The 24,355-nt window shown below is 57.1% G+C and carries 22 protein-coding genes; 16 read left to right on the top strand and 6 right to left on the bottom strand.

Annotated features, from left to right (window positions below; all coding sequences use genetic code 11):
* Positions 1–58: 58 nt before the first annotated feature.
* The 10 genes from Q1L34_RS04340 to Q1L34_RS04295 all read left to right on the top strand — a co-directional run bounded on the left by Q1L34_RS04340 (position 59) and on the right by Q1L34_RS04295 (position 10,374).
* On the top strand, positions 59–664 hold the full coding sequence (locus tag Q1L34_RS04340; protein WP_015585808.1) for a tyrosine-type DNA invertase: 606 nt from the start codon (positions 59–61) through the stop codon (positions 662–664).
* A gap of 538 nt (positions 665–1,202) precedes the next feature.
* A complete protein-coding gene (gene fimE / locus Q1L34_RS04335; RefSeq protein WP_004867283.1) occupies positions 1,203–1,799 on the top strand; it encodes a type 1 fimbria switch DNA invertase FimE in 597 nt (198 codons plus the stop codon).
* 495 nt (positions 1,800–2,294) lie between these two features.
* Positions 2,295–2,843, top strand: coding sequence for a type 1 fimbrial major subunit FimA (gene fimA / locus Q1L34_RS04330; protein ID WP_004867288.1), 549 nt, complete (start codon positions 2,295–2,297; stop codon positions 2,841–2,843).
* A gap of 72 nt (positions 2,844–2,915) precedes the next feature.
* Entirely contained in the window at positions 2,916–3,455 is a 540-nt protein-coding gene (gene fimI, locus Q1L34_RS04325; RefSeq protein ID WP_032718216.1) for a type 1 fimbrial minor subunit FimI, read from the top strand.
* Between the two features lie 20 nt (positions 3,456–3,475).
* Positions 3,476–4,216 (top strand): fimbria/pilus periplasmic chaperone, encoded by a 741-nt coding sequence (locus Q1L34_RS04320; protein ID WP_004867293.1) that lies wholly within the window; start codon positions 3,476–3,478, stop codon positions 4,214–4,216.
* A gap of 73 nt (positions 4,217–4,289) precedes the next feature.
* The gene (locus Q1L34_RS04315) at positions 4,290–6,917 is read left to right on the top strand and encodes a fimbrial biogenesis usher protein (RefSeq protein ID WP_015585805.1); all 2,628 of its coding nucleotides are present in this window, start codon (positions 4,290–4,292) and stop codon (positions 6,915–6,917) included.
* Between the two features lie 10 nt (positions 6,918–6,927).
* Positions 6,928–7,458, top strand: coding sequence for a type 1 fimbrial adaptor subunit FimF (fimF, locus tag Q1L34_RS04310; protein ID WP_015585804.1), 531 nt, complete (start codon positions 6,928–6,930; stop codon positions 7,456–7,458).
* Positions 7,459–7,470: 12 nt separating this feature from the next.
* Positions 7,471–7,974 (top strand): type 1 fimbrial minor subunit FimG, encoded by a 504-nt coding sequence (gene fimG, locus Q1L34_RS04305; protein ID WP_015585803.1) that lies wholly within the window; start codon positions 7,471–7,473, stop codon positions 7,972–7,974.
* Positions 7,975–8,000: 26 nt separating this feature from the next.
* Positions 8,001–8,897: a fimbrial protein gene (locus Q1L34_RS04300; RefSeq protein ID WP_054829215.1), complete on the top strand. Its 897-nt coding sequence runs from the start codon at positions 8,001–8,003 to the stop codon at positions 8,895–8,897.
* Between the two features lie 28 nt (positions 8,898–8,925).
* Positions 8,926–10,374, top strand: coding sequence for an EAL domain-containing protein (locus Q1L34_RS04295; protein WP_004867305.1), 1,449 nt, complete (start codon positions 8,926–8,928; stop codon positions 10,372–10,374).
* 398 nt (positions 10,375–10,772) lie between these two features.
* Here Q1L34_RS04295 and Q1L34_RS04290 read toward each other — a convergent pair whose 3' ends face one another.
* Positions 10,773–11,453 (bottom strand): LEM-3-like GIY-YIG domain-containing protein, encoded by a 681-nt coding sequence (locus Q1L34_RS04290; RefSeq protein ID WP_463666832.1) that lies wholly within the window; start codon positions 11,451–11,453, stop codon positions 10,773–10,775.
* A 648-nt stretch (positions 11,454–12,101) separates the two neighbouring features.
* Here Q1L34_RS04290 and Q1L34_RS04285 point away from each other — a divergent pair.
* Positions 12,102–13,340, top strand: a complete 1,239-nt coding sequence (locus Q1L34_RS04285; protein ID WP_004867310.1) for an MFS transporter — start codon at positions 12,102–12,104, stop codon at positions 13,338–13,340.
* Positions 13,341–13,503: 163 nt separating this feature from the next.
* Here Q1L34_RS04285 and Q1L34_RS04280 read toward each other — a convergent pair whose 3' ends face one another.
* A complete protein-coding gene (locus Q1L34_RS04280) occupies positions 13,504–13,776 on the bottom strand; it encodes a GNAT family N-acetyltransferase (protein WP_004867312.1) in 273 nt (90 codons plus the stop codon).
* A gap of 11 nt (positions 13,777–13,787) precedes the next feature.
* A complete protein-coding gene (yjdI, locus tag Q1L34_RS04275) occupies positions 13,788–14,018 on the bottom strand; it encodes a 4Fe-4S mono-cluster protein YjdI (protein ID WP_015585797.1) in 231 nt (76 codons plus the stop codon).
* Between the two features lie 311 nt (positions 14,019–14,329).
* Between yjdI and Q1L34_RS04270 the strand changes: the two genes are divergently transcribed.
* From Q1L34_RS04270 to Q1L34_RS04255, 4 genes are read left to right on the top strand one after another with little or no spacing between them, the layout of a single operon-like run.
* Entirely contained in the window at positions 14,330–14,560 is a 231-nt protein-coding gene (locus tag Q1L34_RS04270; RefSeq protein ID WP_369974010.1) for a YtcA family lipoprotein, read from the top strand.
* Between the two features lie 6 nt (positions 14,561–14,566).
* The gene (mdtN, locus tag Q1L34_RS04265; protein WP_327204371.1) at positions 14,567–15,595 is read left to right on the top strand and encodes a multidrug transporter subunit MdtN; all 1,029 of its coding nucleotides are present in this window, start codon (positions 14,567–14,569) and stop codon (positions 15,593–15,595) included.
* 9 nt (positions 15,596–15,604) lie between these two features.
* Positions 15,605–17,542 carry an FUSC family protein gene (locus tag Q1L34_RS04260; RefSeq protein ID WP_071359757.1) on the top strand — a complete coding sequence of 646 codons (1,938 nt, stop codon included), beginning with the start codon at positions 15,605–15,607 and terminating at the stop codon, positions 17,540–17,542.
* A gap of 5 nt (positions 17,543–17,547) precedes the next feature.
* The gene (locus tag Q1L34_RS04255) at positions 17,548–19,020 is read left to right on the top strand and encodes an MdtP family multidrug efflux transporter outer membrane subunit (RefSeq protein ID WP_172412546.1); all 1,473 of its coding nucleotides are present in this window, start codon (positions 17,548–17,550) and stop codon (positions 19,018–19,020) included.
* Between the two features lie 29 nt (positions 19,021–19,049).
* Here Q1L34_RS04255 and Q1L34_RS04250 read toward each other — a convergent pair whose 3' ends face one another.
* Positions 19,050–20,381 carry a LuxR C-terminal-related transcriptional regulator gene (locus Q1L34_RS04250; protein ID WP_327204370.1) on the bottom strand — a complete coding sequence of 444 codons (1,332 nt, stop codon included), beginning with the start codon at positions 20,379–20,381 and terminating at the stop codon, positions 19,050–19,052.
* Positions 20,360–21,301 carry a MalT transcriptional regulator family protein gene (locus tag Q1L34_RS04245; RefSeq protein WP_327204369.1) on the bottom strand — a complete coding sequence of 314 codons (942 nt, stop codon included), beginning with the start codon at positions 21,299–21,301 and terminating at the stop codon, positions 20,360–20,362. The genes Q1L34_RS04250 and Q1L34_RS04245 overlap by 22 nt, the downstream gene beginning before the upstream one ends.
* 197 nt (positions 21,302–21,498) lie before the next feature.
* Between Q1L34_RS04245 and Q1L34_RS04240 the strand changes: the two genes are divergently transcribed.
* Positions 21,499–22,278, top strand: coding sequence for an acetoin reductase (locus Q1L34_RS04240; protein ID WP_004867328.1), 780 nt, complete (start codon positions 21,499–21,501; stop codon positions 22,276–22,278).
* 274 nt (positions 22,279–22,552) lie between these two features.
* Here the strand turns inward: Q1L34_RS04240 and Q1L34_RS04235 are convergent, their stop codons facing one another.
* Complete coding sequence (locus Q1L34_RS04235; RefSeq protein WP_004867331.1) at positions 22,553–24,106, bottom strand: peptide MFS transporter; 1,554 nt, start codon at positions 24,104–24,106, stop codon at positions 22,553–22,555.
* Between the last annotated feature and the right edge of the window lie 249 nt (positions 24,107–24,355).

Raw genomic sequence — 24,355 nt, 5'->3', positions numbered from 1 at the left:
GCTGGCCTGACGACAACGAATAGTTCGTAATATACGCCTGCAATTAAAAGGGAATATAATGAAGAATAATGCCGATATCAAAAAAAGGAACTTCCTTACTCAGAATGAGATTGAATCGCTTCTTAAAGCGGCGAACACCGGAGCACATGCTGCCCGAAACTATTGCCTGACATTACTCTGTTTTATTCATGGGTTTCGCGCCAGTGAAATTTGCCGCCTGCAAATATCTGATATTGACTTGCGCTCTAAGTGTATTTATATCCATCGTCTTAAAAAAGGATTTTCCACTACCCATCCTTTACTCAATAAAGAAATTCAGGCACTGAAAAACTGGCTGGATATTCGAAAAACCTATCCGCATGCCGACAGTGAATGGCTGTTTTTATCGCGTAAAGGCAATCCGCTTTCCCGCCAGCAGTTTTACCAGATAATATCCTCCTCCGGAGGCACCGCCGGATTAACGATTGAAATTCATCCCCATATGCTTCGCCATTCATGCGGATTTGCGCTGGCGAATATGGGTATCGATACCCGCCTTATTCAGGACTACCTTGGCCACCGAAATATCCGCCATACCGTCTGGTACACCGCGAGCAACGCCGGGCGTTTTTACGGCATCTGGGACAATGTAAAAGAGAAGCAGCGTAACAGCATTTTGCAATGACGGTCCGGGCGTCAAAAGGAGTTGACGCCTGATACTCTCGATGGCGTTAAAATGAACAACGATCGCTGAAAACATTAATAAATATTAACCATGCGTTAATTACGATTATTGTTCCCGCAAGTTCTTATTTCATACATAATACGGTTCCTGCTGAAACCCTTGTAAATACTCAGGATTTCAATTCGTTATTTATTGTCAGGTTAAACCATTCAGCATTATATTTTCCGTCCAAAGCCAGCTTCTCATTCACTTTTTTTCCTCGTAATTTGATGTACCTGGCAAGAAGCCTTGCTGTCACTATTGTGATATGCCATAAAATCTATAAAAATAAGAATTGTCGTGTAGCTATATTTTAACGATGTGTGAATGTAATGTGACCATCTATTTTTACAGCTTCAACATCATGGCAACGTGAAGAATGAACTGTATATGTACCTTTATATAATACGCCTTTAACACTGCGGATTATTTTTTAACCGTCCTGATAATTGCTTCAGGACGCTGTCTTCGTGCAAATTAATTTCAGGAGCATTGTATTGTGAATCGACGTCGTTTTCTTACCGCCAAAGAAGTTCAGGCAATGATGCAGGCGGCACGGCAGGGTCCAACCGGAGAGCGGGATTATTGCCTTATCCTGCTGGCCTTTCGTCACGGGATGCGCATCAGCGAACTGCTCGATCTGCACTATCGCGATCTTGACCTCAATGAGGGCCGCATCAACGTCCGTCGGTTGAAGAATGGATTTTCGACCATCCACCCGCTGCGATTCGACGAGCTGGAAGCTATTGCGCGCTGGACCCAGGTTCGCGCCGGCTGGAAAGCGGCACAAAAAACCAATGCGATTTTTATTTCCCGCCGCGGCACTCAGCTTTCCCGCCAGCAGGCCTATCGGATTATTCGTAGCGCCGGCGAAGAGGCCGGAACCGCTACCCACACTCACCCGCATATGCTGCGCCATGCCTGCGGCTATGAACTTGCGGAAAGAGGGACAGATACCCGTTTAATTCAGGATTATCTGGGTCATCGCAATATTCGACATACAGTGCGTTATACCGCCAGCAATGCCGCGCGTTTCGCAGGATTATGGGAAAGAAATAATCTGCTTGAAGAAAATTCTCATGGTTCGAAGAAATGATTTATTCATTTGATAAATAAGGATAAATTTAAAAATGAACAAGTCAATTGGGGCCAAACTGTTTATATCATAAAAATGTTTTGCAATCTTTTGCAACTGGCAAGTACATATATTCTCACGAATTAAATTCATCCGATTGATTACTATCATATTTTACCCTTAAGAAACTTTACTTATCTCTTCATCCTTTCCGCTTACCCGTCATCTCATCCGCCCTGACCTCGCCCGATGACCGACCTTCTTCAAAACAAAAAAACAGAAAATAAAACCAACAAACAATAAATTAAAAGAATAATAACCTAACAACAATCTAAAAAAACCAAAAAACCAGGTATTTATCTCAATGAGTCAAAATGGCCCCAATTGACTCATCAGTTGGGCGAAAACTGCGCAGAGCCGGCAGTCGAACCATTCGGCTGATACATGGAATGCCTGGAAGGCACGACGACTGCCAATTTCGGTTCGTAATATCGACATTGTTTAAAGGAAAACAGCATGAAAATCAAAACACTGGCTATCGTTGTTCTGTCAGCCCTGTCTCTGAGTTCCGCGGCGGCCCTGGCTGACACCACCACGGTTAATGGCGGCACAGTGCATTTTAAAGGGGAAGTGGTCAACGCGGCCTGTGCCGTTGATGCTGGCTCTATCGATCAGACCGTTCAACTGGGCCAGGTTCGTTCAGCCAAACTCGCTACTGCAGGCAGCACCAGCTCTGCGGTCGGTTTTAACATCCAGCTGGATGATTGCGATACTACCGTCGCAACCAAAGCTTCCGTTGCATTCTCCGGTACTGCCGTAGACAGCAGCAACACCACCGTTCTGGCACTGCAGAACTCTGCAGCCGGTGGCGCGACGAACGTTGGCGTACAGATCCTCGACAGCACCGGTACTCCGCTGGCGCTGGACGGCGCAACCTTCGGTGCAGCAACCACGCTGAACGACGGCACCAACATCATTCCTTTCCAGGCTCGCTACTACGCGACTGGCGCGGCAACCGCAGGTACTGCTAACGCCGACGCAACCTTCAAAGTGCAGTACGAATAATTCACTCATCACGCAAGGACGCTGCTCGGGCCAGGATGGCCCGTTATCCACAACAGGACTGGGGTGATAACGATGCAAGGAATGAAATCTGGCCTGCTGTTTTTTTTACTGTCGCCGCTCGCGCTGGCCGGAAACCAGTGGAATGTGACGTTACCCGGCGGAAATATGCGCTTTCAGGGCGTCATTATTGCCGAATCCTGCCGCGTTGAAGCAGGAGACCAGCAGTTGACGGTCAACATGGGACAGATCAGCAGCAATCGGTTTCATTCGCCAGGGGAAGATACTGACCCTGTTCCTTTCGATATTCATCTCCAGGATTGCAGCACCGCCGTCAGTCAACGGGTTGGTGTCGCCTTTCATGGCGTCGCTGATGGCAAAAATCCGGACGTGCTCTCGGTTGGCGAAGGCCCCGGCATCGCAACCGGTATCGGCGTCGCGCTGTTCGACAAAGAAGATCGCCTGATTCCGCTCAACAGCCCACCGGGCGCCTGGTCACGACTGTATACCGGCCCCACCACGCTCCATTTTGTCGCTAAATATCGGGCGACCGGACATCAGGTTACCGGCGGAGCCGCAAATGCTCAGGCCTGGTTCTCTCTGACCTATCAGTAATTAACCAGCAGGCATACCGGATGCAGGACATAACGGCGAGTATAAAAGGGGAAAACGTGAGAAAAACACTGGGGATGACACGCTGCTTACTGGCGGGCTTATTGATGATAACGACCGCCGGTTTCGCTGCGCGTGCCGAAGCGGGCGTGGCGCTGGGAGCCACCCGCGTTATTTATCCCGCCGGACAAAAGCAGGTTCAGCTGGCGGTGACCAACAATGACGACAACAGCACCTATCTGATTCAGTCGTGGGTCGAAAACGCCGACGGACAAAAAGACGGGCGCTTTGTGATCACCCCACCGCTGTTCGCTATGCAGGGCAAAAAAGAGAATACGCTGCGCATAATCGATGCGACCAACGACAAGCTGCCGCAGGATCGGGAAAGTTTGTTCTGGATGAACGTGAAAGCCATCCCCTCCATGGATAAATCAAAGCTTAGCGATAACACGCTGCAGCTGGCGATTATCAGCCGCATCAAGCTCTATTACCGCCCGGGGAAACTCGCGCTGTCGCCGGATCAGGCGGCAGAGAAGCTGACATTTCGCCGTAGCGCCAACACGTTGACGCTGATCAATCCCACGCCCTACTACCTGACGGTGACCGAACTCAATGCCGGCACCCGGGTGCTGGAAAATGCGCTGGTTCCGCCGATGGGGGAAGCCTCGGTAAAAATCCCGTCCGACGCCGGACGCGACATCACCTACCGGACGATTAACGACTACGGCGCACTGACCCCACGGATGAAGGGCGCACTGCAATAACCACGGGGAAATAGCGTTCTCCCCTGAAATATAAAAAGAACTGACAGCCGGGCGACTTCGGACCGGAGGGACTATGTCACATCTGAAATATGGATCGGACCGCCTGGGTGCGCGGCGCCGCGCGTCGGGATCGGCTCGCGTCTTTGCCCGGTTCCCTTTTGCCCTTTTGCTTGCCATGCAGGCCTTTTCCGCGCAGGCGGAACTTTACTTTAACCCGCGTTTCCTCGCCGATGATCCTGCCGCAGTGGCGGATCTGTCGAATTTCGAAAAGGGTCAAGAGGTGCCACCGGGCACCTATCGCGTCGATATCTATCTGAATAACGGCTTTATGACGACTCGCGATGTCACCTTTAAGAGCGGAGAGAACCACCACGGTCTGGCTCCCTGCCTGACCCGCGGCCAGTTGGCCAGCATGGGCGTCAACACCGCCGCCGTGTCCGGTATGAATGCCCTCGCGGCCGATGCCTGCGTGCCGATGGCGGAGATGATCAAAGAGTCGACCAGCCGTTTTGACGTGGGCCAACAGCGCCTGTATCTGACCGTGCCACAGGCTTTTATGGGCAATCGTGCGCGCGGATATATCCCGCCCGAACTGTGGGATGACGGCATCACCGCCGGGCTGCTGAACTACAACTTTACCGGCAACAATGTCCATAACGATATCGGCGGCAGCAGCAACTATGCCTATTTGAATCTGCAAAGTGGCCTCAACCTCGGCGCCTGGCGCCTGCGCGATAACACCACCTGGAGCTACAGCAGCGGCGGCAGTTCATCGAGCAACGAGAATAAGTGGCAGCACGTCAACAGCTGGCTGGAGAGGGATATTGTTCCCCTACGCTCGCGCCTGACCCTCGGCGACAGCTATACCAACGGCGACGTGTTCGATGGCATCAACTTCCGCGGCGCCCAGCTGGCCTCTGACGACAATATGCTGCCGGACAGCCAGAAAGGTTTCGCCCCGGTCATTCACGGGATTGCCCGCGGGACGGCACAGGTCTCGATCAGGCAAAACGGCTATGAGATCTATCAGAGCACGGTGCCGCCGGGACCGTTTACGATCGACGACCTCTATGCCGCCGGGAACGGCGGCGATCTGCAGGTCACCATCAAAGAGACCGACGGTACCCGCCAGGTCTTTACCGTGCCGTGGTCAACGGTGCCGGTGCTGCAGCGTGAGGGCCATTCGCGCTTCGCTCTGACGGCGGGGGAATATCGCAGCGGTAACGACCAGCAGGAGAAGCCGAAATTCTTCCAGGGGACATTGCTGCACGGCCTGGCGGCGGGCTGGACGCTGTACGGCGGCTCCCAGCTTGCCGACCGCTACCGTGCCTTTAACCTCGGCGTCGGCAAAAACATGGGCGAGTTCGGCGCCGTATCGCTGGACGTGACCCAGGCCAACGCCACGCTACCTGATGACAGCAAGCATCAGGGGCAGTCGCTGCGTTTTCTCTATAACAAATCGCTTAACGAAGTCGGCACCAATATTCAGCTGGTCGGCTACCGCTACTCCACGCGGGGCTATTACAGCTTTGCCGATACCACCTATAGCCGGATGAGCGGCTACGACGTCGAGACCCAGGATGGCGTTATCCAGGTGAAGCCTAAATTCACCGACTACTACAACCTCGCCTACAGCAAACGCGGCAAGGTGCAGGTCAGCGTCACCCAGCAGCTGGGACGCACCGCCACGCTCTACCTGAGCGGCAGCCATCAGACCTACTGGTCAACCGGCAAAGCGGACCAGCAGCTGCAGGCCGGACTGAACACTGCGGTTGACGACATCAACTGGACGCTGAGCTACAGCCTGACCAAAAACGCCTGGCAGCAGGGGCGCGACCAGATGCTGGCGGTCAACGTCAACATTCCGTTCAGCCACTGGCTGCGCTCGGACAGCAAATCAGTATGGCGCCATGCCAGCGCCAGCTACAGCATGTCGCACGACCTCGATGGCCGGATGACCAACCTCGCCGGGCTGTACGGCACGCTGCTGGAGGACAATAACCTGAGCTACAGCGTGCAGACCGGCTATGCCGGCGGCGGCAACGGCGGGAGCGGCGGTACCGGATACGCGGCGCTGAACTATCGCGGCGGCTACGGTAACGCCAACGTCGGCTACAGCCGAAGCGATGGCCTGAAACAGCTGTACTACGGCGTAAGCGGCGGCGTGCTTGCCCACGGCAACGGCGTCACCTTGAGCCAGCCGTTGAACGATACGGTGGTGCTGGTTAAGGCTCCGGGGGCCGACAACGTGAAAGTGGAAAACCAGACCGGGGTGCGTACCGACTGGCGTGGCTATGCGGTGTTGCCGTACGCCACCGAATATCGTGAAAACCGCGTGGCGCTGGACACCAACACGCTGGCTGACAACGTCGACCTGGATGATGCGGTGGTCAGCGTGGTGCCCACGCACGGCGCCATCGTGCGCGCAGATTTCAAAGCGCACGTCGGCATGAAGCTGCTGATGACGCTAACCCGTAATGGCAAGCCGGTTCCGTTTGGCGCCATGGTGACCTCAGCCAATAACCAGAGCGGCAGTATCGTGGCCGATAACGGGCAGGTTTATCTGAGCGGTATGCCGCTGGCCGGCAAAGTGCAGGTGACATGGGGTGAAGGCCCCGATGCCAGCTGCGTGGCCGAGTATCAGCTGCCGCAAGAGAGCCAGCAGCAGGCGTTGAGCCAGCTGTCTGCCGTCTGTCGCTAAGGAAGAAATGATGATGACCAAATCGCTGTATCTGCTGGGAGCCGTGCTGTCGCTGGCCATCGCCAACGCTTTCGCGGCCGACAGTACCATTACCATCAGCGGATATGTCCGGGATAACGCCTGCGCGGTGGCGGGTGAGTCAAAAGACTTTACCGTCGACCTGATGGATAACGCCGCTAAACAGTTCAACACCATCGGCGCGACAACGCCGGTGGTGCCGTTTCGCATCGTGCTGTCGCCCTGCGGCAGCTCGGTGACCGCGGTCAAAGTGGGCTTCATCGGCGTGGCGGATAACGACAACACCAGCTTACTGAAGCTGGACAGCGGCGCGTCGGCCGCGGCGGGCATGGGGGTGCAGATTCTCAATGGTCAGCAGACGATGCTGCCGCTGAACGCCCCCTCAACGGCGATCGCCTGGACGACGCTGACGCCCGGGCAGACCAATACCCTGAACTTTTATGCGCGGTTGATGGCCACCCAGGTGCCGGTTACCGCCGGGCACGTCAACGCGACAGCGACATTCACGCTGGAATTTCAGTAACCGGAGGTTGAGATGAAATGCATTCCCCGAGAATGGCTTCTGGCGGGCGCGCTGGCACTGGCCTGCTCTCCCCTACAGGCGGCCGATATCACGATCACCGTTAACGGCAAAGTGGTCGCCAAACCCTGTACGGTCTCGACCACGAATGCCACCGTCGAGCTCGGCGACCTGTATACCTTCAGTCTGGTCTCGGCAGGCGCCGCTTCGGCCTGGCACGGCGTGTCGCTCGATCTGAGCAACTGCCCCATCGGCACCTCGCGCGTCACCGCCAGCTTTAGCGGTACCGCGGACGCCACCGGGTATTACAAAAACCAGGGTACCGCCGGCAATATCCAGCTGGAGCTGCAGGATGACGGCGGAACCACGTTGAACAACGGCGCCACTAAAGCAGTCCAGGTCGATGACTCAACGCAGTCCGCCCGCTTCCCGCTGCAGGTCAGAGCATTGACGGTTAACGGCGGCGCCACCCAGGGAACCATTCAGGCGGTGATTAGCGTCACCTACACCTACGCCTGAATCAGGAGAGTAAGTTGATGAAAAAAATGATGACCCTGTTGACCACGCTGCTGCTGTTGGGCTGGTCGGTTAATGCCTGGTCCTTTGCCTGCAAAACCGCTACCGGGGCGACGATCCCCATCGGCGGCGGCAGCGCGAACGTCTACGTCAACCTGACGCCGGCGGTGAACGTCGGGCAAAACCTGGTGGTCGATCTCTCCACGCAAATCTTCTGCCATAACGACTATCCGCAAACCATTACCGACTACGTGACCCTGCAACGAGGCTCCGCCTATGGCGGGGTGCTGTCGAGTTTTTCCGGCACCGTAAAGTACAACGGTACCTCCTATCCCTTCCCCACCACCACGGAAACCGCGCGGGTCATCTATGATTCAACCACCGATAAACCGTGGCCTACCGTGCTCTATCTGACGCCGGTCAGCACCGCTGGCGGGGTGGCGATCACCTCCGGTTCCCTGATCGCGGTGCTCATTCTTCACCAGACCAACAACTATAACAGCGACTCCTATCAGTTTGTCTGGAACATTTACGCCAACAATGATGTGGTGGTGCCGACCGGCGGCTGCGATGTCTCCGCTCGCGATGTGACGGTAACGCTTCCGGATTATCCTGGCTCAATGGCCGTTCCGGTGACGGTTCATTGCGCGCAAAACCAGAATCTCGGCTACTACCTTTCCGGCACCACCGCCGATACCGCCAATTCGATCTTCAGCAATACCGCTTCGACGTCGGCGGCGCAGGGGATTGGCGTACAGATGACGCGTAACGGCAGCATCGTGCCCGCCAACAGCACGGTGTCGCTGGGTACGGTCGGCACTTCGCCGGTCAATCTGGGGCTCACCGCGACCTATGCGCGAACCACGGGTCAGGTGACGGCAGGTAATGTGCAGTCCATTATTGGGGTGACGTTTGTCTACCAGTAAGGGCTGCGCGACGCAGGCCTCCCCGCCGGTGGACTATATTCTTTCGCCCTGCGCGATAGCCGCCGAGGGGCTGTCTTCCCTGATGGACGACGGCGGCCTGCTGCGGCCCAGGCGCCTGTTCCCTCAGCTTCACGAGGCGCTGTTAATCCCCGATATTGTGACCGTCAGGCGTATCGTGGTTTTTTTACCCGACGATCCGTTCTGGCTGCTGCTCACTCTGCGGCAGGCGGGGCTGCTGCTGAAACACAGCGCCGTTCCGCTGCCGATGCTGATCCTCAGCCGCAGCCCGGCCAACTGGCTGTGGCAGACGCTGTTACATCAGGTCGGCAAGCCGCGCCATCTGGCCAGGGTACGGGCCGTCGCCTCTGATTTACCCTGTCGACAGCTGGCGGCGCTGCTCAGACCCGACGGCGGACAACGCTATCCCCTGCTGGCGCAGCTGGCGTCTCAGGAGATGATTATCTGCGCTAAACCGGCCGCCGGCGTGACCAAACCAGAACTGAGCACCGCGCTGGACTGGCTGCGGGGATTCAGCATCAATCATCAGGCACAACGTCGGGGGCTTAGTCACAAAACCCTCTACACCCAGAGAAGCTCAGGACTGAAAAAGATGGTTGAACATCATCCCCATCTGGCCAACCGTTTTCCCGGTAGCCAGACCAAAGGACAGAAAACGAGCGCGGTTACCGCGCTCTCCGCTTTTGAACGCGAGTTCATCCATGCCATTCACTGCCGGCAAGTGTTTCCTGTGTTTCAGCCCATCACCGATGGCCGCCTGATGTTGCAGGGCATCGAAATGCTGTCGCGCTGGCGACGCAATGGCGATGTACTGTTGCCAGCCGAGTTTCTGCCGCAGATACGCTCGGAATATGCCTGGCTGCTGCTCACGGCATTTGTCCTGCAGGAGGCCGTGCAGAATATCAATCAATACCCGGGCGACTATTATTTCGCGGTTAACATCCCGCCGGTCATCGCCAACAACAGCAACATTATCCGGATGATGGAGGCGGCCCGTCAGCAGCTGCAGGAACCACAGCAGGGTGAGAGGCTGGTACTGGAATTTGCCGAAACTGTCGATCTCAATCGTCACAGTAAAACGGGCGATACGATCGCCCGCTTACAGCAGCAGGGCTTTCGCATCATGCTTGACGACTGCTTTTCGCGCAGCAGCGTCCTGTTTCCGGTCCGCACCGTGCGCTTTAATGAGTACAAGCTGGATATCAGTATCGTCAACGATCTGCAGCGGGATCCCCACGCCCTGGCGCTGATCAAAAGCCTGATCTATTACTGCCAGCTTTCCGGTAGCCGCTGCATTGCCGAAGGGGTCGATAGCCTGGAAAAATTTAATATGCTGAAGGCGTTGGGCATCGATCGCTTTCAGGGCTATCTGATCTCACCGCCGGTCACTGGCGATAATCTGGAGGATCTTATTCAGCGTTTTTCGCCGGGACGCTATCCCACCAGCATTGCCGGGTAAATCCCATCCATTTTCAGCTCCGTCCAGCATGAAAAACCCGACCATCCGGGTCGGGATTCTCCATTTAACTTCAGCCCTGATGTCAATTCAGATGGCTATGGCGAATCAGGGGTAAAACCCCTGGCTCCGGGTTCGGCTTCGCGGCGGGACTAACGGGCGTAATCCACCGGCTCTCGATGAGCAGCAGCGGGCCGTTGGCAGCGGGCTGGACTGCTCAGCCGTCTCCATTTCCCAGTCTGGTTACCTGTCAGGCCGTTCAGCTGGTGAGATCGGCGGCACATCTCAAAGAGGCATTTGACGGTAGAGAGGATGAATCTGAGGGTTGGGTTGGTTTGAGCGACCAAAGGCCGCCCATGGGCGAAAAGTGACTATGAATAGAAATCAGCCCCATTCAGAAATCAAAAGCCAGGAGAATATTTCACAGGAGACATCGCACCTTTCTTTCTCAGATCATCCGGAATTTTTTTACCTAGGTAATGCTGTAATATATCTGGGGATGCTACTCTTCCTCGGAACCCAAAGCGGGATTTTTGAGTAGATTCAAACTCATCGTCTGCATCCCATGAAGGCATCTCAGGGAAATTCTCACGGGTAGATTTGAGCCACTCATCAGCCACATACACCCCCCTTACGATTCCTCTAACTGTAGCCAGTATAACTTCAGCCTTACGAGCACGCTCAACACTGACACGCCAGCTAAAACGAACAGCATCATAGAGGTCTACATCCTTTGAACTTCTGTTCACGGATATCATCAGGACTTTATGTTGAAACACGACTGTTTCAGGTTGGTATGTTGCGATTAACTCTTTGATGTGTGCAGCGCCATATTCATTGCTGCCAGCACCGTTCATGATGTTAGTTAAACCGGGGTAGGCGTCTATAAGTGCGGCTTCAACCTCGTAAGCAGTCTTTTCATCAGCCATACCGTGTCGGTGGATGACATGGATGACATCAAGACCAGCCAATCTTATCTCTCGAAGTTGCTTGAGTTTGTTGCTAAGTAATTCATCATCATCAGCCGCGGCGACCTCACCACGCATATGAGCAAAAACACGATTCCCTTTCCCTTTACCCACGTAGAAGGTACTTCCATCCCTTGGATCAATTAGTCGGTATACATACCAGCCAAGATGTTCCATTACTCCCGGTGGAAACTCATTGATATCCATGTCATAACTCCTGTCACTTGATTCATGAAGCATAAGCAAAACATAGTAATGTCGATTAACAACTAATAGTACCCATTAATCTCCCCTATGATTGATCTAGCGAAGAACAAAGCAAACGTCCCCTCCTGGCACAAACCAGCCACTCAGTCTCCCAACGACATTGGCTTACTGCCCCCGGCGGCAGGCCGAATAATTTACGCACCCGGTTAAGAAACGCGCCAGAAGGGCGGCCCGGCAAAAGCATCATCAAGGCGGCGCAGCCGCACATCGGCGAGATAGCCTGCGGTTCTCATTGCCGGCCTCTTACCCTCTGCCACGGCCGGCGGCGCATCACCGCCGTCCCTCAAATAACGCGCCTGTGACCAGGGGGATGCATATAATCAACCCCATTGACGCTAAGCGCCAGGTAGCAAAGCGCACGCCTTGCCACTGCCCGAACTCACAAGATATCGCACCTTGTCAGGTGGTAAAAAATAATAAAAGTCCCTGACGGACTTCGCACCAGGCCGGTACGACGATGCTGGCCGGAATATTGGCTTTAAATGGGATAAGACTATGGGTTCACAGGTATCCGCAGCGGAAGATTCACTGCTGCGGCACAGGTCGTTCGTCACCTTTTGGCTGGCGCGCACCTGCTCATCATTCGGTTTTCAAATGTTTTCGGTTGCCGTTAGCTGGCAAATTTATGCCATCACCCATAGCGCGATGGCGCTCGGGATGATCGGCCTGATGCAATTCTTACCCTCGGTCCTGCTGGCGCTCCCTGCGGGACACCTTGCGGATCAGTTCGATCGGCGACGGATTGTGCTGCTTGGCCAGTTCATTGAATGGGTAGCGTTACTCGGGCTGGTTGCGCTGACGCTGCTGCATTGGGCGGACAAGATTGAGATTTGGGGGCTGGTCTTTTTAATCTCGGTGGCAAAAGCGCTGGAGTGGCCGGCGATCACCTCGATGCTGCCGGCGCTGGTACCGCCGCCGATCCTCGCGCGCGCGATGGCGGCCAGTTCCGTCGGAGGACAGGCGGCGGTCATTATCGGCCCAACGCTTGGCGGTCTGCTGTACGTGGCGGGTCCGGAAGTGGTGTACGGCGTATCGGCGCTGTTCTATCTGTTCTCTCTTGTACTGGTGAGCCGACTGCGCTATGAGCGGCCGCCGCAAACCCGTCTGCCGATGAACCTCAAAAACCTGTTTGCCGGGGTGCATTTTATCCGCGAGCGAAAAGATGTGCTGGGCGTGATTTCGCTCGATCTGTTTGCCGTCCTCCTCGGAGGCGCGACGGCGCTATTACCGATCTTCGCCCAGGATATTCTCCATACCGGCCCATGGGGGCTGGGGATGCTGCGCGGCGCCCCTTCGGTTGGCGCGCTGCTGGTGGGCGTCTGGCTCAGTCGCCACAAGCTGGAGAAAAACGTGGGTCTGATCATGTTCGCCTCGGTGGCCGGCTTTGGCCTGGCGACGCTGGTGTTTGCGCTTTCTGCTCAGCTGTGGCTTTCCCTGCTGGCGTTAGCCGCGCTGGGTGGGTTTGATATGGTGAGCATGGTGATTCGCGGCGCGCTGGTACAGCTGGATACGCCGGATGATATGCGCGGCCGGGTCAATGCGGTGAACGCTATCTTCATTAATACCTCAAACCAGCTTGGGGAGTTTGAGTCTGGCCTGCTGGCAGCGTGGATGGGTGCCGTACCGGCCGCGGCGCTTGGCGGGATTGGCACGCTGGTAGTGGTCGCGATATGGATGACCATTTTCCCGCACCTGCGCAAAAGGCAGAAGCTGGAAAACGAGGGCCCGGGCTGACGACAGAAGCGCTTCCCGGTCGCTACGCCGGAAGTCAGGCGACAGGCCGGAACCATGCTGGCGCCAGAATATTATTCGCCATCATCGCCAATAACAGGCATCCCGGATGCAAAAGCCCTTCATCATCTAAAACTGAGCACCGGCTGAGACCGGTGCTTTTATTTCAGGCCCGGATATCATCGTACTCGCGGGTATTATCAAACTCATGTTTCGCAAAGGGACATAGCGGGATAATTTTACGCTGTTCTCCGCGCATCTTTTCCACCACTTTCGCCACCAGCTGTTTGCCTACCCCCTGCCCTTTCAGGCTCTCGTCGACATCGGTATGTTCAATAATGCTGAGATGTTCGCCGGTGGGAACAAAAACAATTTCCGCGACCTGATTCCCTGCCGCATCGTTGACGTAAAACTTGTTATGGCCTTCCAGTATTTCCATCATTTCCTCACTTATTTCTGGCGATACTTCAGGGCGCCGCTCGGGCAGGTGTCGATCACACGCACGACGGTGGCGACATCCACTTCATCCGGGATGATCCACGGCTTACGCTTCAGGTTGAAGAGTTTTGCGCTGCCGCGAACGCAGTTCCCCGAGTGCTGGCAGATGTCCGTGTTGAAGTAGACATCAATCTTCTCGCCGGTGTATGCCCGGTAGCCCGCCTCCAGTAATTCCTTATCCATGACATTGCCTCAATTATTTTTCTTGTTCAGGAGCTAAGCATAGCCCCGCCGCGGAACGCCAGCTATGGTGAAATCAAAAATCACCTTCATATATGTCATAAGATTTATCGCATTAATGCGAAATAAACGCCTTTATATTCACTTTTCCTGCAGGAGCGGCGCTGACGGCCCCCATAAAATAGACAGCCCGTCTCTTCCCTTTGCTTTTATTTCCCCGTGAGGGCGATTAAACTCACTCCACAATGGTATGAGCGCTCAGGAACTATCCTTTGAATTATCGAGTGAAGCTGGCACGTCCGGCGCTATTATTCATGTTCTTATTTCTCTCTGGTTGTTCATTATCACCAGCGATTCCGGTATTAGGCGCCGCATTTCCTGGCTGGTTTTTCTGTTTATTGGGCGGCGTGCTGTTACTCATTCCCTGTCATATCCTGATCGTCCGCAAAGGCTGGCAATCACGTTTTTCTCCGCTGGTATTCAGCTACCTGGCTCTGATGTTCCTGTTCGCCACGCTCCTGTGGTTCCTTTTCTTTGTTTACTAAGCCCCTATGACAAACTCCAGCCCAAGCGTATTACGGAAAAAGTGGCCTCTGCTGGCCCTCGTCCTCGCCGCGATCGTGGCGCTTATCCTGGTTATCTGGCAGCTTCAGACCTCGCCGGAAACCAATGATGCTTACGTCTATACCGATACCATCGACGTGGTGCCGGAAGTGAGCGGCCGGATCGTGGAGATGCCCATCAGCGACAACCAGCGGGTGAAAAAAGGCGATCTGCTGTTTCGTCTCGATCCGCGCCCCTATCAGGCGATGCTCGATGACGCCCGGGCCAGGCTGACCACGCTGGATGCGCAAATCATGCTGACCCGGCGCACAATTAAGGCCCAGGAGTACAACGCCCAGTCCGTCGCCGCCGCGGTAGAACGGGCGAAGGCGCTGGTAAAACAGACCACTTCGTCACGCACGCGTCTTGAACCATTAGTCCCGCAGGGCTTTGCTTCACAAGAGGATCTCGACCAGGCGCGAACCGCCGAAAAAGCCGCACGCGCAGAACTCGACGCCACGCTGCTGCAAGCGAAACAGGCTTCGGCCGCTGTGACCGGCGTTGACGCCATGGTTGCCCAGCGGGCGGGGATTCTGGCGCAGATCGCGCTGGCGGAACTGCACCTGGAATTTACCGAAGTCCGGGCGCCTTTTAACGGCGTGGTGGTGGCGCTGAAAACCACCGTCGGCCAGTACGCCTCGGCGTTAAAACCGGTATTTACCTTAATGGATGACGACCGCTGGTATGTCATCGCCAACTTCCGCGAAACCGATCTTAAAAACGTCCGCCCCGGCGTAGCGGCCAGAGTCACCATCATGACCAATCATGATAAATCGTTCGCCGGCGTGGTCGATTCCGTCGGCTCCGGCGTGCTGCCTGAAGGCGGGAGCGTGATTGAAGGTCTGCCGATTATTCAGAAGAGCATCAACTGGGTTCATGTTTCGCAGCGTTTCCCGGTGAAGATCGCGGTGAAAGATCCTGACCCCGAACTCTTCCGTATGGGCGCCTCTGCCAGCGCCGTTCTTCAGCCTCAGTAAGGAGGCGCTATGCAGAACGTCTGGTCATTTCTGCACCGGGAACTCCGCGACGCGCCGGGGAGGGCAAACTACACCCTGCGCCTGACCCTGAGCTGCGCGGTGCTGATCGTCCTGTTTATGACCCTGCAGATCCCTTTTTTGGCCGTGGCGCTGATCGTGGTGTTTTACGTCAGCCAGCCTAACGTGCTGATGATAAAGCTGGTGAGCGTGGTCTTTTTCCTCACCGTCAGCGTGGCGCTGGGCTGTGTGCTGCTGATCATCAAATGGACTTATGACTATCCGCTGATCCGCCTGGTCGCCTCGGTAGCGCTGTTTTTCGGCGCCATCTATCTGATGCGGGTGCTGGGCAAGCTGGGGCTGGCCTTTTTCGTCGTCGCGCTGGTCGTTATCTACGCGCAGACTTTCCCCTCGATGACCAGCCAGAGTGAGATTCTGGTGCGTCTGCTGCTCTGGCTATGGGTCGTCATCAACCTCGCCATCGTGGTCACGCTGCTGGTCAACGCCGGTTTTCAGCAGGCTTTTCCCGGCTACCAGTTCAAAGCGAGAATGGTGTTCTTGCTTCGCCGGGTGGCGGCGCTTCTCGCCGGGCCGGACGCCGGTTCTCCGCCAACTTTCAAAGAAATTGCCGAACAGTTCGCCCAGCTTCAGTCTCTGTATCAGCAGGCGACCCGCTCCAGCCCAGAGATAGCCGATAACCCGCAGGCGTGGCAATCCCTGATGGCCGCCACCCTTCACTGCTATCATCTGGCCGCGCTGCTTCAGCCGGAAGAGTCCCCTTCCGCCGGGCGTCTGCAGCTTGCCGCCGCGCTCTCGACGCTGGCGCACAATCTGGACCTCAGCACGCTTCCGGCAACCCTGCCGGAGGCCAGCGCGCGGGATACGGCGAACGGCGTCATTTTGCAAGAGATGGCCACGACGCTGAGCCAGCTGGCGCGCGGCGAACCGGTGCCGCTGCCGGCTGGCGAAGAGGAAAAAGCGCCCCTGCTGCTGCCTGACGCCTGGTCGAACCCCGCGTATCTGCACTTCGCGCTTAAAACGCTGCTGGCAACGCTGCTGTGCTACGTTTTTTATACCGCCGCCGACTGGCAGGGTATCCATACGATTATGCTCAGCTGTGTCATTGTCGCCCAGCCGGGGCTCGGCGCGACGCTGCAGAAAACCTGGCTGCGAACAGGCGGTGCCCTGCTCGCGACCCTGCTGGCGCTGTTAATGATCGTCTTTATTCAGCCGCATACCGAATCTATCGTCGGCCTGCTGGCGATGACCCTGCCGGTGATGGCGCTGTCGGCCTGGATAGCAGCGGGGTCTGAACGCATCGCCTACGCCGGGATTCAGATCGGCTTTACCTTCTCACTGGCGTTTCTCAGCTGGTTTGGCCCGCTGACCAATTTGACCGAGCTGCGCGATCGCGTCATCGGTATTTTGCTCGGCGTGCTGGTCTCTTCGATTGTCCACCTCTACCTGTGGCCGGATAGCGAGGCCCCGCAGCTCAAATCGCGGCTGGCCGATCTCTACCGGCGGATTGCCGATGACCTGCGCGCCAGTCGCGATGAGGAGCAGTTAGTGCCGCTGTTTCATGCCCTCAACAGCGCCGAAACGCTGATGCATCGGGTGGCGGCTGAACCGCTGAATGCTTATGCTCACCCGCATCCCGAGGCAAAAACCTGGCCGGTGAAGGCCACCTGGACGCAGGCCCTCGAAATCGTACGCTTCAGCGAAGGGTACCGGCTGTACGCCGCGCCGGGAGATACCTTTCTGCGCCACTGCGCCGGGTCGCTCGAGGCCTATGCCGATGATATCGACCGGCAGCAGGCGCCCGTGCCGTTCGGCGAGCTTCGGCCCGACCCCGGTAATCCTTTTGGCCGCCCGCTGATCACTCTGCTGACGACATTACCGAGCTGGTCGTCCGCACCTTTACCGCTTTCGCGACAGGCAGATAAGTCATGAGAAAAATGGACACCGCAGCCCGCTTCCTGCGCTACTCACCGCTCGCCTTCCTTCTGACGCTGGTCACCGGCTGCGCGTTAATTCAGGACGATCCGGGCCAGGTCACCATCGTGAACCCGCAGCAGGCTGAACTCGCGCAGGTGATTCACCTTGCCAACAGCGGCTGGCCAGCGGCCAGATGGTGGGAGGGCTATCACGATGCCCAGCTTAATATGCTGGTCAACCGCGCGCTGCAAAACTCCCCGACCATGCAGGCCGCCCGGCTACGGATTGCGCAATCGCAGTCCACCGTAGAGCTGGCGCAGTCGGCAATGGGCGTCCAGGCCACCGCCGTGGCGGCTCAGAACCGACTGCGGGTTACCAACAAACAGTTCACCTGGCCCTACTCTTACTCGCTGCCGGTCGATAAAAATGGTCCGTGGTACACCCTGAATACCGTCGGCGTCGGTGCCACGCTGAATATTGATTTATGGGGAGCCGATCGCGCCCGCGTTGCCGCCGCCATTGGCGAGAAAAATGCGCGTCAGGCGGAAACGGCGGGAATCGAGCTGGATCTCGCCAGCAGCGTGGCGCAGCTGTACTTTGCCATGCAGGCCACCTTCCAGAAGATGACGTTGTTGCATCAGCTGGAAGAGATTGCCCGTCTCTCGGTGCAGGCGCATGAGCACCGTACCCAGCGCGGCGTTGAGGATAGCGTGGATATCGCCAATGCCCAGGCCGAGCTGCTGGCGGCGCAGCAGCAGATCATTACGGCAAACGGGACGCTGACGCAGTACCGGGAAACATTGCGGGCGCTGATCGGCGCCGATGCGCGCAGCATGCCGGAGATCCATCCGGTCCCCCTGCCGACGCTACAGGAAACGCTGCCCGACTCGCTCTCCTTTGAACTGCTGGCCCGCCGCCCGGATCTCCAGGCGCTGCGCGGCTACGTCACGGCGTCATTAAGCCAGGTCGATGCGGCGAAGGCGGCGTTTTACCCGCACTTTGATATCAAGGCCTTCTGGGGATACAACGCCCTGAGCGTCGGTGATCTGTTTAAATCGTCCTTCCAGCAGATCAACCTGCTGCCGGGGCTGTATCTGCCGATCTTCGACGGCGGCCGGCTGAATGCCAATCTGCAATCGGTCCGCACCGCCAGCAATATTCTGATCAAACAGTACAACCAGGCGGTACTGGATGCCGTGCGCGATGTGGCGATCGGCTCCAGCGAGCTGAACGATCTTAATCAGCAGGTGGTGCTGCAGAAGCTGAAGGTGACGGCCGCCATGGCCACCTCCCGCAGCGCCAGCGCCCACTATCAGCGGGGGCTGGTCAGCTACTATGCGGCTCAGGAAGCGCGTCGTCCCGTCATCGCCCAGCAATTGCTCCTGCTGGATATCGAGGCGCAGCGGTTGAGCAGCGACATTACGCTGATTAAGGCATTAGGCGGAGATTACCGCGGCCCGGCGCTGGAGAATCTGGGCAAACAGGCGCGCTGAGGCGCCCCTTGCGTGCCGGCGAGCGGGCGTCAGCGAAATAGCTGCCACTCGCGCGCCTGATTCACCGCCTGAATCCGACCATTGACCTGCAGCTTGTCGTACAGCTGCTTGAGATGCCACTTCACGGTTTCGGCCGTAATTCCCAGGGCCCGCGCGATCTCTTTGTTGGAGTAGCCTTCGGCGATCAGCTCCAGCGTCTGCTGCTCCCGCTCGGTCAGGCGAAGCTGCGCGGGCGCCCGACGGCTGACGGTCGGCAAGATCCCGGCAGCGTTGAATCTGGCGAGGTGCTGCGTCAGCGCATCGCTGAAGACCTCGTCGTGCCCCCCACGCTGCCGGGTAGCCGCCAGTAATGAGGCCATCTCTTCTCCGCCATCAAGCAGGCTGCGCCACAGTTTTTGCTGAAAGGCGCGATGCAGCGTCGGGATCCCCACCGTTATCGCCCGCTCCCGTTCCCCGGCGCGCCACAGGGCGACGGCCTGAATAAGCCGCAGGCGTACGGCAAACAGCCACTCGCCGCCGCGCTCCTGCTCAGCGGCCAGCGTATCGAGCTGCCGCGCCGCCGCCAGCGGTTGTCCGTCGGCCATCAGCATCCGGCTCTGACTGAGGGTTAAACAGGCGCTCACCACATCATTTTTCTCCGCGCCGAGAGACAGTCCCTGAAGGCGACGAAGCAAACTGTCAGCCGCCGCGCGATCGCCGGCGTGGAGCGCATTGGCAATACGCTCAGCCAGCAGCGGCGCCTGCGCCCGCAGCCATCCACGCTGAACCGCCAGGCCTTCGGCATGCAGCAGCAGCGATGTCATCTCATCCGTCCGGCCATCACGTTGCGCCAGCTTCGCCAGCACGATATAGCAGCGGCTAAATCCATCCGGCGGGCAAAAGTCATCGATCATCTCAAGACGGAGCGTCAGCAGAGTGGGGATGCGCTGTACCTCCCCCTGCTCCCAGGCGATTTCGGCCAGAATCGGCGCCAGGGTGGCGCCGCTGCTGGAGTGAGGACCGGTCTGCTGTTCGGCATACTGTAGCGCCCGCCCCGCCTGCCGCTGCGCTTCGGCCAGATTGCCCTGGCGCAGGTATCCCTGGGCCATCACAAACGCCCGGTAGACCTCGACGAACAGATTGCGGTTCGCCACCCGCATACCCGCTACCCGCTGCTGGACATCCAGCGCCTGTTGCGGCCGGGCGTTCGCCAGATGGCAGTAGCTGAGAATATTGCACACCAGGCCATCCACCCAGATATCGCCGCAGGGCACCTCGTGCAGCAGAGGTTCCACGATAGCAATACTCTGGGCAATATTGTCGGCGAAAGCTTCGCAGATCGCCCGAACCACGCGGAGCTTCACCCACGAACTGTGGGCCATCGCGCTGCGGTTGGCGACCGCCAGCGACTCAATGGCGTCCAGCAGCTGGCGGGCAATGGCGCAAAGATCACCTCTTCCAGGTAGCGAGAGAGGGCGCGGGAAGCGGTATTCAGCTTGCCGTCGGTCGGGCAACAATGGGCGCTATGGGCGCTGCCGCTTGCTAAAGCCGCCATTTTCATACCGGCAACCCACCCCTCCGTGCGGGCAATCAGGCGCGGAATCTCCTGCGGATCCGGTGCCGGGGAGATCGACGTGGCAAAATAGGTTCTGGCCTCCTCAGCATTAAACCGCAGCGCACGATCATCGATCTCCACCAGCCGATCCTCCATGTGCAGGCGACTCAGCGCCAGGGGCGGCTGGCTGCGACTGGCAATAATCAGATGCAGAGACGGCGGCGCGTGGTTCAGCAGCCAGTTCAAACCATCATGAATCTCCGGGTGAGCAATATTCTGGTAATCATCGAGGATCAGAGACAGCGAAATCGGATAGCTGTGCAGCTGGTTGACGAGCCCGGCGAGAAACAGCCGAAAGTCGTCTCCGGGGGCGCTTTCCGGCAGAGCATTCGCCGCTTGCCAGAGCGGCCGCAGCGCCGCCTGCAGATAGCGCATAAACAGGAAGGGCGTGTTGTCATCTTCATCAATGCTCAGCCAGGCCAGCGTACTCCCCTGCTGCTGCCGATGCTGATACCACTGGGCAAGCAGCGTGGTTTTGCCGAACCCGGCGGGGGCGCATACCAGCGTTAGCGTGCTGGTGAGCGCGGCGTCCAGCCGCTGCAGCAGACGATCGCGCGACTGCAATACCCCCGGTGTGCGCGGCGGCGTAAAGCGCGTCGCGATAAGCGGCAAGGTGCGCGCAAGGCGAAACGGTTCCTGATGAACAAACTCGCTTAATGCGTCATCCGTCGGGGGTAACAATTCCATAGCGCCATAACCTCCTCATCCCGTGCATACGCCATTATCCCCCCCAACCGGGGGGTAGGCCACGTTTATCCATACCTATAGAGTAGTTTTATCCTTTGCCGCCGATGGGCAGTACGCCAGGCCTGCGCCTTCGTACAGCGAATCTTTTCTCCATCAGGCATCCATCGGTTCTTAATCAGTACAAGGTGTGTACAGAAATGGCTATCGAAAATAAAGTTGCATTAGTCACCGGTGCCGGTCAGGGCATCGGCCGCGGTATTGCTTTACGTCTGGCCAAAGAGGGTGCGTCGTTGATGCTTGTCGACGTGAACCCGGAAGGGATTGCGGCGGTCGCCGCCGAAGTTGAAGCGCTGGGCCGTAAGGCCGCCACCTTCGTGGCGAATATTGCTGAACGTGACCAGGTGTATGCCGCCATTGATCGGGCGGAAAAGGAGCTGGGCGGCTTTGATATCATCGTGAACAACGCGGGGATTGCTCAGGTACAGGCGCTCGCCGACGTGACCCCTGAAGAGGTCGATCGCATCATGCGTATCAACGTTCAGGGGACGCTATGGGGCATTCAGGCCGCGGCGAAAAAATTTATCGACCGCAAGCAAAACGGCAAAATAATTAACGCCTGCTCCATTGCCGGGCACGACGGTTTTGCCCTGCTGGGGATCTATTCCGCCACTAAATTTGCCGTTCGCGCCCTGACCCAGGCGGCAGCGAAAGAGTACGCCAGCCGCGGGATCACCGTGAACGCCTACTGCCCGGGGATTGTCGGGACCGGCATGTGGACCGAAATCGATAAGCGCTTTGCCGAAATTACCGGTGCGCCGGTCGGTGAGACCTATAAAAAATATGTAGAAGGGATTGCGCTTGGCCGTGCGGAAACGCCGGACGATGTGGCGAGCCTGGTCGCCTATCTGGCCGGCCCGGATTCCGACTATATGACCGGTCAGTCGATCCTGATCGATGGCGGGATTGTTTACCGTTAATACCCGAAGCGGGTCGTCTCCGACAGACGGCCCGCGCTGATCCCGCCAGCCTCATTTTCTTACGGTTTCCCCTGCCCCGCCATGGCGCTGACGTTCACTGCCTCCAGCCCGTTCGCTGGTCATTCATAATATGCCCGGGAAAAAGTCGCGGACTCACCCAAGGGGATATCTCGCTGGCGATGGTGTGGCCGACGGATATTTCCCGTTAAATTTCAGACGAAAAAAAAGCTGGCGCTTTACGCGCCAGCTTACCGACTGTCAGTTTCCGTTGCCGTCAGGCGTGGGTAGCCGGTTTTTGTGCGGTTTTGTTCTGCGTATTTTCCAGCATCCGGCGCACCGGAACGATCAGCACGCAGAGTACGGCGGCGCAGATCAGCAGCGCAATCGAACAACGTGCAAAGAGATCTGGCAGCATATCCAGCTGATCAGCTTTCACATGGCCGCCGATCAGGCCGGCCGCCAGATTACCCAGCGCACTGGCGCAGAACCACAGCCCCATCATCTGGCCGCGCATTCTTTCCGGCGCCAGCAGCGTCATGGTTGCCAGGCCAATCGGGCTCAGGCACAGCTCGCCCAGGGTCAGCATCAGAATACTGCCTACCAGCCAGAACGGTGATACGCCGGCCCCGCCGTTGTTCAGCACATTCTGTGCCGCCAGCATCATCAGGCCAAAGCCCGCAGCGGCGCAGAGAATGCCGATGACGAATTTGGTGATGCTGCTCGGACGGACGCCATTACGCGCCATGGCCGGCCATGCCCAGCTAAAGACCGGCGCCAGCAGAATAATAAACAGCGCGTTGATTGACTGGAACCAGACCGCCGGGATCTCAAAGCTGCCGATCATACGGTTGGTATAATCATTGGCGAACAGGTTGAAGGAGGTCGGCTTCTGCTCAAATGCCGACCAGAAGAAGGCGGCGGAAACCAGCAGAATAAAGCACACCAGCAGACGGGCGCGCTCTTTGCGGCTCAGTCCGGCGAAGGCAAACAGATAGATGAAATAGAGAACGACCGAAGCGGCAATCACGTATACCAGCATACTGGCAACGGCAACAGGGTTAACCACAATCACGCCCTGCGCAATCAGCGTGATAATCACCGCGGCACCTACGGCCAGCGCCAGCAGCCAGGCGCCCACGCCGTTCTTCTTCGCCACCGGGCTATTCCAGGTTGAATCGAGGCCCACTTCGCTGTCGTAGCGCTTCATCGCCGGTACCGCAAAGACCCGGAAGATCACCAGCGCCACCAGCATCCCGATGCCACCGATGCCAAAGCCCCAGTGCCAGCCGTGTGATTTAATCAACCAGCCGGAAATCAGCGGCGCGATGAACGACCCCATATTGATGCCCATGTAGAACAGCGAGAATCCACCGTCACGACGCGCATCCCCTTTCTTGTACAGCGTGCCAACCATAACCGAGATGCAGGTTTTGAACAGACCCGATCCCAGTACGATAAACATCAGCCCGATAAAGAACAGGTTGTCACCCAGCACCGCTGACAGAGCAATCGACAGATGACCCAACGCGATGAGAATCGATCCGTACCAGACCGCCTTTTGCTGGCCCAGCCAGTTATCCGCCAGCCAGCCGCCCGGTAACGCCGCAAGGTACATACTGCCGGCGAAGATACCGACGATCGCCGAGGCATTTTCACGCGCCAGCCCCATACCGCCGTCGTAAACCGTGGCGGCCATAAACAGAATCAATAAGGGGCGAATGCCGTAAAACGAGAATCGCTCCCACATTTCGGTAAAGAACAACGAACCTAGCGGATATGGATGACCAAAGAAGGTCCGGCTTTCATTTTTATTCACAGAGGAATGCATAACTTCTCCAGATAAGATGCACCGCAGCGCAGAGAGACCGCGGAAAGCGTGTTAGCCATGTTTACACTGGCCAATCATTTACATGAGGCACGATATTTTTTAACTATTTGATAACCAGCTTCTGGTTTTGTCTAGCCCCTCAACCCCATCTTTTAGATGAAAAGTCGACAAACGTCTACTTTTATAGATTTAAAGTTGGCTGACAACAAAATGTGATTGACATCTCAAATGATAACAATGAATGAAATT

The organism is Klebsiella ornithinolytica, assembly GCF_030505655.1.
GTDB classification, from domain to species: Bacteria; Pseudomonadota; Gammaproteobacteria; order Enterobacterales; family Enterobacteriaceae; genus Klebsiella; species Klebsiella ornithinolytica.
The sequence above is the reverse complement of the archived record's forward strand: the minus strand, read 5'-3'. Positions and strand labels throughout refer to the sequence as shown.

What these genes read in the sequence shown, in the direction of transcription:
- Q1L34_RS04340 (WP_015585808.1), top strand. Translation starts at nt 59, where the DNA reads ATGAAGAATAATGCCGATATCAAAAAAAGGAACTTCCTTACTCAGAAT.
- fimA (WP_004867288.1), top strand. Translation starts at nt 2,295, where the DNA reads ATGAAAATCAAAACACTGGCTATCGTTGTTCTGTCAGCCCTGTCTCTG.
- fimI (WP_032718216.1), top strand. Translation starts at nt 2,916, where the DNA reads ATGCAAGGAATGAAATCTGGCCTGCTGTTTTTTTTACTGTCGCCGCTC.
- Q1L34_RS04320 (WP_004867293.1), top strand. Translation starts at nt 3,476, where the DNA reads ATGCAGGACATAACGGCGAGTATAAAAGGGGAAAACGTGAGAAAAACA.
- Q1L34_RS04315 (WP_015585805.1), top strand. Translation starts at nt 4,290, where the DNA reads ATGTCACATCTGAAATATGGATCGGACCGCCTGGGTGCGCGGCGCCGC.
- fimF (WP_015585804.1), top strand. Translation starts at nt 6,928, where the DNA reads ATGATGACCAAATCGCTGTATCTGCTGGGAGCCGTGCTGTCGCTGGCC.
- fimG (WP_015585803.1), top strand. Translation starts at nt 7,471, where the DNA reads ATGAAATGCATTCCCCGAGAATGGCTTCTGGCGGGCGCGCTGGCACTG.
- Q1L34_RS04300 (WP_054829215.1), top strand. Translation starts at nt 8,001, where the DNA reads ATGATGACCCTGTTGACCACGCTGCTGCTGTTGGGCTGGTCGGTTAAT.
- Q1L34_RS04285 (WP_004867310.1), top strand. Translation starts at nt 12,102, where the DNA reads ATGGGTTCACAGGTATCCGCAGCGGAAGATTCACTGCTGCGGCACAGG.
- Q1L34_RS04280 (WP_004867312.1), bottom strand. Translation starts at nt 13,776, where the DNA reads ATGGAAATACTGGAAGGCCATAACAAGTTTTACGTCAACGATGCGGCA.
- yjdI (WP_015585797.1), bottom strand. Translation starts at nt 14,018, where the DNA reads ATGGATAAGGAATTACTGGAGGCGGGCTACCGGGCATACACCGGCGAG.
- Q1L34_RS04270 (WP_369974010.1), top strand. Translation starts at nt 14,330, where the DNA reads ATGTTCTTATTTCTCTCTGGTTGTTCATTATCACCAGCGATTCCGGTA.
- mdtN (WP_327204371.1), top strand. Translation starts at nt 14,567, where the DNA reads ATGACAAACTCCAGCCCAAGCGTATTACGGAAAAAGTGGCCTCTGCTG.
- Q1L34_RS04260 (WP_071359757.1), top strand. Translation starts at nt 15,605, where the DNA reads ATGCAGAACGTCTGGTCATTTCTGCACCGGGAACTCCGCGACGCGCCG.
- Q1L34_RS04255 (WP_172412546.1), top strand. Translation starts at nt 17,548, where the DNA reads ATGGACACCGCAGCCCGCTTCCTGCGCTACTCACCGCTCGCCTTCCTT.
- Q1L34_RS04250 (WP_327204370.1), bottom strand. Translation starts at nt 20,381, where the DNA reads ATGGCCCACAGTTCGTGGGTGAAGCTCCGCGTGGTTCGGGCGATCTGC.
- Q1L34_RS04245 (WP_327204369.1), bottom strand. Translation starts at nt 21,301, where the DNA reads ATGGAATTGTTACCCCCGACGGATGACGCATTAAGCGAGTTTGTTCAT.
- Q1L34_RS04240 (WP_004867328.1), top strand. Translation starts at nt 21,499, where the DNA reads ATGGCTATCGAAAATAAAGTTGCATTAGTCACCGGTGCCGGTCAGGGC.
- Q1L34_RS04235 (WP_004867331.1), bottom strand. Translation starts at nt 24,106, where the DNA reads ATGCATTCCTCTGTGAATAAAAATGAAAGCCGGACCTTCTTTGGTCAT.